6 protein-coding genes are annotated in these 7,814 nt (G+C 66.8%); 4 read left to right on the forward strand and 2 right to left on the reverse strand.

The genetic code is table 11. The features are described from left to right. The first annotated feature begins 262 nt into the window (after positions 1 to 262). Complete coding sequence (locus WAW85_RS06465) at positions 263 to 1,966, forward strand: hypothetical protein (RefSeq protein ID WP_422558809.1); 1,704 nt, start codon at positions 263 to 265, stop codon at positions 1,964 to 1,966. A 30-nt stretch (positions 1,967 to 1,996) separates the two neighbouring features. Here WAW85_RS06465 and WAW85_RS06470 read toward each other — a convergent pair whose 3' ends face one another. Next, on the reverse strand, positions 1,997 to 2,758 hold the full coding sequence (locus WAW85_RS06470; protein WP_422558810.1) for a DsbA family protein: 762 nt from the start codon (positions 2,756 to 2,758) through the stop codon (positions 1,997 to 1,999). Positions 2,759 to 2,768: 10 nt separating this feature from the next. After that, on the reverse strand, positions 2,769 to 4,412 hold the full coding sequence (pgm, locus tag WAW85_RS06475; RefSeq protein WP_422558811.1) for a phosphoglucomutase (alpha-D-glucose-1,6-bisphosphate-dependent): 1,644 nt from the start codon (positions 4,410 to 4,412) through the stop codon (positions 2,769 to 2,771). An 86-nt stretch (positions 4,413 to 4,498) separates the two neighbouring features. Here pgm and WAW85_RS06480 point away from each other — a divergent pair, with 86 nt between their 5' ends. The 3 genes from WAW85_RS06480 to WAW85_RS06490 all read left to right on the forward strand — a co-directional run bounded on the left by WAW85_RS06480 (position 4,499) and on the right by WAW85_RS06490 (position 7,754). Further along, positions 4,499 to 5,083 carry an alpha/beta fold hydrolase gene (locus WAW85_RS06480; RefSeq protein WP_422558812.1) on the forward strand — a complete coding sequence of 195 codons (585 nt, stop codon included), beginning with the start codon at positions 4,499 to 4,501 and terminating at the stop codon, positions 5,081 to 5,083. An 81-nt stretch (positions 5,084 to 5,164) separates the two neighbouring features. Continuing rightward, the gene (locus WAW85_RS06485) at positions 5,165 to 6,022 is read left to right on the forward strand and encodes a 3-hydroxyacyl-CoA dehydrogenase (RefSeq protein WP_422558813.1); all 858 of its coding nucleotides are present in this window, start codon (positions 5,165 to 5,167) and stop codon (positions 6,020 to 6,022) included. Positions 6,023 to 6,107: 85 nt separating this feature from the next. Further along, positions 6,108 to 7,754, forward strand: a complete 1,647-nt coding sequence (locus WAW85_RS06490; protein WP_422558814.1) for a long-chain fatty acid--CoA ligase — start codon at positions 6,108 to 6,110, stop codon at positions 7,752 to 7,754. Positions 7,755 to 7,814 lie beyond the last annotated feature (60 nt).

The raw sequence follows: 7,814 nt of genomic DNA on the forward strand, positions 1-7,814 counted from the left end.
TGACCCCCACACTGCCAGTGTGGTGCGCTACCAGCTGCGCCATAGCCCCGTATTCAGTTCTGCACCCTCATCAGGTGCGTTAGTTAAACTACCCCACCGCGCGAATCCTCGCCAAATCCGCTGGCCGGGCCGCCACTGCACGAACATACGAAGTGCCTACTCGTCAGGCATACTCGGCCCGGATGCTGCACCGGATACGTTGACAATGCAATGTGATCTACGCCATAGTCGTCGGCAGTGTCTTTCTCGGGGAAGGGCTCCAATGCCTGCCGCACGTCTACGCCTTCTCATTGCCGCCGTCCTCGCGCTGTGCCTCGCGCTCTGGGGGACCGGTACCGCGAACGCGTCATTTCTGCTCGATCCACCGTCGTCGAGCGTGACGCTCGCGGAAAGCCCGGACCTTGACGCCAGAGTCTGGTCTCGGGCGGACAAAGCGGTGAAGCAGGATATTCATGCAGCCTCCCGCCAGGAGTGGAAGTACGGGACGGGCGTGCTACTCGGCGGTCAACCCGAAATGGGCACCATGAACGTCTTCACGCCCACAGCTCCGAACGGCACCGTGGTCGCGTATGCGCCGCCCACCGACTCGCTGAGCCCGTGGGATGCGCCGTCGCGGAAGATCAACAAGGGCGGCCTGGGAGCGGGCGACGTCGCCTACATCAACGCCCTGCTCGACGCCGGGTACACCGTCCTAGTGATCGATGCGTACGGCGAGGAGCATCCCCAATACGCAGGCACCATGAACGGCGTGCGCATCGTGAACGGAATCGAGGCATACCGGCAGGAGACCGGCAACACCACCGAACCCACATGGTGCTACGGCTTCAGCGGCGGCGGCATCGACTGCGCCCGGGTGACGGGCTACCAGCATGCAGCGAATATCAATGTGGTCATCGACTCCGGCCCCACCGACCTGCCCGCGTTCCTCCGCGACCCGGGTGTGCAGAACGGGCTGGGCTGGCTGGCGGCGGTCGGCCTCGTGTCAAGCCTGACCGACGAGCAAGTGGCCAGCCTCTACCCGACATTGCGGCCGTCGGTGATCGTCGGGATCAAGCTGCTGCGTGCCGCCTCCGACGTACTGCCGATCGGCGGCCTCACCCAGACCATCATGACGTTGAGCGGTGTCTTCTTCCCGCTGCCGCTGGCCTCGGTGTTCCGACTGAGCGCACAGCTCGACCCGAACGTCGCACTCCTGCTGTCCAGCCTGAACCCGAGCACCCTCGCGGGTTTCGATGGCGACATCATCAAACGCTGCAATGCGGCGGACATCTTCGTTCCCTGCCAAGTCCACGGCGCGACCTTCGCGAACGAGTCGGATGCGCCACTGATCACCAACCACGGCGGCACCGCGCCCGGCCACGCCATGATGCCCATCGACCAGCTCCTCGCACTCCTGGCAGGTCCGTTGCCAACAGCAGACAGCGACACCTACGGGCCGACGATGAGGACCATCGAGAAGGTCATCCACACCATCGTGTCCGGAGTGGCCTTCGGGCTCTCGGTGTACGGCTACGGTCTCGCCGTGCTGGCGCCGCTGGTGCTCGAGCCGCTCGATCTGGCGATCACCGTGGCCGACCGCACCATCGATGTCCTCGCCGGAAAGAAGACGCTGACCGAAGCCGTCTTCGGCAAGCCGAAGTCCCCGGCACAGCTGCAGGGCATCACCTCCGACGCACGCTCTGCCGCCAGCGCGCCCGGCACCGGCGAGCCGCAGGGAGCCACACTCGGCGACCTCGCGACCTCCGGCTCCCTCCGGCAGGCACCTGCACCAGCGCTATCGGAGCAGCCCACGCAGATGGCACCTTCGCAGCCATCGCGATCGGCGCCTTCGTGGGCAGTGCCTGCCCAGCCCGGGCCGTCCGCGATTGCGCCGGTGCCGCACTCAGACAACGACGTGACCGGCAATCCCGATGCCTTCGGCACGTCGCCGTCGACCGCCGGTGCCGAACCCGCCCTCACGTCCTGATTGAGCAGATCGGGACGCGACCGGGGCCCACTACCTGGCCGGTGCGCCCTCGGCGATGACCTGGGCCACCCAGGCGTCGCCGTCGAGAATGCCGGACACTTGTTCGCCGGCCACCAGCACTGTCGGGGTGGCGACGTTGCCGTCGTTGGAGTTCGCCAGCTGCACCGAGGAGGTCTTACCCCTCTCGACGGCCTCGCCGACCAGCGTGCCATCGACAATGCACTGCCGCGTCGCATCGCCGGCACCGGAGCGTCCGGCCAGCTCCGCCATCTGCGCGTTGGTCAGATCGCTCGGCGAATCGCTCGTGGGCGCCTGCGCGAACAGATCACTGTGCAATCGGGTGAACACCTGGAGATCGTCGCCGTTGCGGGCGACACACAAGATCGCGCCCGCCGCCCGCGAGGAGTAGCTGCCCGACGGCGAGCTGGAGTCCATGAACGTCAGCAGGTGATAACGAATCCGGAGTTGCCCGGCTTGCGCGGCGGCGGCGAGCGCATGCCCCGACTGCGCCTCCATCTCGCGGCAATGCGGGCACGCCGCATCCTCGAAGATGTCGACGGTCGCGATCGGGTTCGCCGGCGTCGGCGTGCCGCCGACGATGATGGCCGCATTCTGCGCGAGCACCGCATCGTCGACCGGCGGATAGCTCCTGGTCGCGTTCCAGACGAAACCGCCGATCACCAGGGCCACCACCACCACGGCGGCCGCGATCAACGCATAAGCTGATCGACTCGACGTGGCTTTCGGCTGGTACCCGGGATTCTCGCGCGGCGCAGACGGCTTCTTACTCACACCCGTGACTCTAGTCAGCGAGCACCGAGTCGACGAGTTCCTGAGCGGCAGCCAGCACGCGCGCCAGGTGCTCGGGCCCGAGGAAACTCTCGGCGTAGATCTTGTACACGTCCTCGGTGCCCGACGGTCTCGCCGCGAACCACGCGTTCTCCGTAGTCACCTTCAGCCCGCCGATCGCCGCCCCGTTGCCGGGCGCCGCGGTGAGGATCGCGGTGATCGGCTCACCCGCCAACTCCGTCGCCTGCACCTGATCAGCAGAGAGCGCGGCCAGCGCGGCCTTCTGCTCCCGGTTTGCGGGCGCGTCATTCCGCGCGTACGCACTGGTCCCGTACGTCTCGGCGAGTTCGGCGTACCGCTGCGACGGCGTCTTGCCGGTCACCGCGAGGATCTCGCTTGCTAGCAGGTCCAGCAGAATGCCGTCCTTGTCGGTCGACCACGGCTGTCCGTCGAAAGTCAGGAACGACGCCCCTGCGCTCTCCTCGCCACCGAATCCGAGACTGCCGTGGAGCAGCCCGTCGACGAAGAACTTGAAGCCGACCGGCACCTCGATCAGGTCGCGGCCGAGCCCGGCGACCACCCGATCGATCAGCGATGACGAGACCACCGTCTTGCCCACCGCCGTAGACGCCAGCCAGCCGCCCCGATGCGTGAACAAGTAGTCGATGGCCACGGCCAGATAGTGGTTCGGATTCATCAGCCCGGCGTCGGCGGTGACGATGCCGTGCCGGTCGGCGTCCGCATCGTTGCCGGTGGCGATCGCAAACCGGTCCCGTGCCGCGATTAGCGAGGCCATCGCCTTCGGCGAACTGCAGTCCATCCGGATCTTGCCGTCGGTGTCTAGGGTCATAAAGCCGAACGCCGGATCGACGTCCGGATTGACGACGGTCAGACCGTCGAGCCCGTAGTGCTCCTTGATCGCACCCCAGTAGGCGACGGAGGCACCGCCGAGCGGGTCGGCACCGATGGTGAAACCGGCGTTCTTGATGGCAGCCATGTCGACGACCTGCTCCAGCGCGGCCACGTACTCGTCGACGAACGAGTAGTCGGTGACCAGCGCGCTCACCCGCGCCTGGTCAAATGGGACGCGCCGCACACCGTCGAGCCCGGCCGCCAGATACTCGTTGGCGCGCGCGGCGATCACCGAGGTGATCGAGCCGTCGGCCGGTCCGCCGCTGGGCGGGTTGTATTTGTAGCCGCCGTCGGCCGGCGGATTGTGCGATGGCGTCACGACGATCCCGTCGGACGCCACCCCCGCATGCTCTGCGTTGTACTTCAAGATGGCCCGGCTCACCGCGGGTGTCGGCGTGAACTGGTCGTCGGCCGCCGTCATCACCGCAACGCCGTTGGCCACCAGTACTTCCAGCGCGGTCCGCCACGCCGGGATCGACAGCAGATGCGTGTCGAAACCGATGAACACCGGTCCGGTGATCCCCGCCCCGTTTCGGTAGTCGACGATCGCCTGCGTCATCGCGAGCACATGGTTCTCGTTGAAGGCCCGGTTGACGCTGCTACCGCGGTGCCCCGACGTACCGAACACGACGCGCTGGTCGGGGTCGGCCGGATCCGGCGCGAGGTCGTAATACGCGCGGCGCACGGCCGGGACGTCGATCAGATCCTCGGGGAGCGCCGGTGTGCCGGCCCGCGGGTGTGCCATGCCCGTGATTCTGCCACCGGTCCGCGGGCGGCGCTGAGGACTTAGTGGTCAAGGACGCCCGGGGCCGATGACTTAGGCTGGCGACTATGCGCTCCCCCAAGCTCGCCGTCCTGGTGCTGCCCGGCGGCACTGACTTCAGCTACAAGCCGTTCTCCCGAACCCAGCCGTCGGCGATGCGGATGTACCCGTTCAGTCTGTCCATTCAGGCTCGCTTCGGCACCGCCGTCCGCGTCCACCAGGCCACCTACCGCGTCTATGGCTGGAACGGCGGCCAGGCCAGTCCCATGCCCTATGCGCGCTCCGCGCTGGACCAACTCAAACAGCGCTACCTGGACACTCCGATTGCCCTCGTCGGCCACTCGATGGGCGGCCGCATCGTCGCCCAGCTCGGCGCCGACGAGCAAGTGTCCGACATCCTGGCGCTGGCCCCGTGGTGGCAGTTCGCCGACTGGCGGCAGATCCACGACGGCGCCCGGGTGCTGGCGATTCACGGCGAGAACGACACCTTGACCCGCCCGCGCCGCACCGAGAAAGGCATCGAGGAACTGCGCGCCCGCGGTCTGGACGCGGATTTCATTTCGGTGCCCGACGGCGGCCACGCCATGCTCGACCACGTCGGCCTCTGGCACGGCCGTGCCCTCGATTTCGTCGGCGACGCGCTCGGCCGCTGAGCGGCTACTGCGAGCAACGCTCCGCGTTCCCTCCAAAGGGATCCGAATCGCCTAGCGCCGCGCGGGACTATCGTCGATGCCATGGCAGATATCAAGAAAGTCCTCGTGCTCGGCACCGGCGTCCTCGGCTCGCAGATCGCCTTCCAGACCGCGTACTCCGGCTTCGACGTCGCCGTCTACGACATCAACGACGAGGTGGTCGGCAAAGCCCGTGACACCACGTTCCCGAACCTCGCGAAGACCTACCTGTCCGAGGTCACCGGAGCGACGCAGGAGACCGTCGACGCCGCACTCGCCCGGCTGACCTATCACTCCGATCTCGCCGAGGCCGCCGACGGCATCGACATCGCCGTCGAGGCCGTGCCCGAGGTACTGAAGATCAAGGAAAGCGTCTTCGGGGAGCTCAATAAGGTGGCGCCCGCCGACGCGATCTTCTGCACCAATTCCTCGACCCTGCTGCCCAGCGACATCGCACCGTTCACCGGACGTCCCGATCGCTTCCTCGCGATGCACTTCGCCAACCGCGTGTGGAGCGCCAACACCGCCGAGATCATGGGCACCCCGGAAACCGACAAGGCCGTGTTCGACGACGTCGTCGAGTTCGCCAAGCAGATCGGCATGGTCCCGATTCCGATGCATAAGGAGAAGTCCGGCTATGTGCTGAACTCGCTTCTGGTGCCGCTCCTGGGTGCCGCGGCCGAGCTCGCCGCCGGCGACTACGCCGACCCCAAGGCCATCGACGACGTCTGGCGTATCGCGACCGGCGCCCCGCTTGGCCCGTTCCAGATCTACGACATCATCGGCCTGGACACGCCGTACAACATTATGCAGTCCGGCGACGCTGACCAGCAGAAGCTCGCCGCCTGGCTCAAGGAGAACTACATCGACAAGGGCCGCACCGGTCTGGCGGCCGGCCACGGCTTCTACGACTACACCTGAGGTCGCGAACCGACCCCCGGGAGGCGCCCGAACCGATAGCGTGGGGCCCGTCACTGTGACCCGCGAATCCCAGGAGTTTCCCACCATGATCCAGTCCACGATGCAAGACGGTGCGCTGACCATCACCAGCCTGCTCGAGCACAGCCGGAAGTTCTATCCGGAGGCGACGATCAGCACGTGGACCGGATCGGAGTTACGCAGCGCATCATTCGCGGAGATCGGCGACCAGGCTGCCCAGGTGGCCAACGCTCTCGCCGGACTCGGCATCGGGATCGGCGATCGCGTGGCCACCTTCATGTGGAACAACAACGAGCACCAGGTGCTCTACGTCGGCATCCCGTCGATGGGTGCCGTACTGCACACCCTGAACCTGCGGCTGTCCGCCGAGCAGGCGATCTACATCATGAATCACGCCGAAGACAAGGTGGTCTTCGTCGATGCCAGCGTCGCCCCGATGCTGGCGGCGTACGTCCCCCATGCGAAGACGGTGCGCGACGTCGTGGTGGTGAACGGCCCGAAAGAAGCCTTCGAAGCCCCCGAGGGCGTCACCGTGCACTCGTGGGACGAGCTGCTGGCTGGCCAGCCGACCACCTATGCGTGGCCGGAACTGGACGAGCGAGCGGCTGCCGCGATGTGTTACACCTCCGGCACCACCGGCGACCCGAAGGGCGTCGTGTACTCGCACCGCTCGATCTACCTGCACTCGTTCCAAGTGCTCGCCAGCAACGGAATGAACCTGGGCAACAATGATCGCGCACTGGTGATCGTGCCGATGTTCCACGCGATGAGCTGGGGTATGCCGTACGCGGCGATGATGTCCGGCGCCAGTCTGATCCACCCGGACCGCTTTCTGCAGCCCGAGCCACTGCTGGCGATCATGGCCGACGCCAAGCCAACGATGACCGCCGCCGTTCCCACCATCTGGTCCGGCGTCTCGGCGCTGCTCGATGCCGCACCGCAGGACATCTCGCACCTGCGCACGGTGGTGGTCGGCGGCTCGGCCGTCCCACCGTCGATGATCCGCAAATTCGACGAGTACGGCGCCCCGATCGTCCACGCCTGGGGGATGACCGAAACCTCGCCGCTGGGCTCGGTGGCCCTCCCCCCGTTCGGCGTCGACGACCCCGAGGCGGCCTTCGCCTACCGCGTCACCCAGGGCCGCTTCCCCGCGCCGGTCAACGCGCGCCTCGTCGACGCCGACGGCAACATCGTGCCGAACGACGGCGAGTCCAGCGGCGAGCTGGAGGTGTCCGGTCCATGGATCACCGGGGCGTACTACTCGCCGGAGGGCAATGTGTCGGCCCCGGACAAATTCCATGAGGGCTGGCTGCGCACCGGCGACGTCGCCACCATCAGCCCGGACGGGTACATGACGATCGTCGACCGCACCAAGGACATCATCAAGACCGGCGGCGAATGGATCTCCTCGGTGGACCTGGAGAACACCATTGCCGCGCACCCGGAGATTCTGGAGTGCACGGTGATCGGCGTACCGGATGCGAAGTGGGACGAGCGACCGTTCGTTCTCGCCGTGACCACCGAAGGGTCCACGCTCGACGTTCCGACCATCCGCGCCTGGCTCGAAGAGCGTATCCCGCGCTGGCAGGTCCCCGAGCGTTGGTCGTTCGGCGAAGAGGTCCCCAAGACCTCGGTCGGCAAGTTCGACAAGAAGCGCGTCCGCCAGGCCTACGCCGAAGGCATCTACGAGGTCGTCAACGGCCTCGACCTCTGACCCCCTTACTTCGCTAGCGCCGCCGCAGTTCCACCGGCCCCGTATGTCGCGACCCTCTCT

Origin of the sequence: Gordonia sp. (in: high G+C Gram-positive bacteria), assembly GCF_049299075.1 — a bacterium.
Classification (GTDB): Bacteria; Actinomycetota; Actinomycetes; order Mycobacteriales; family Mycobacteriaceae; genus Gordonia.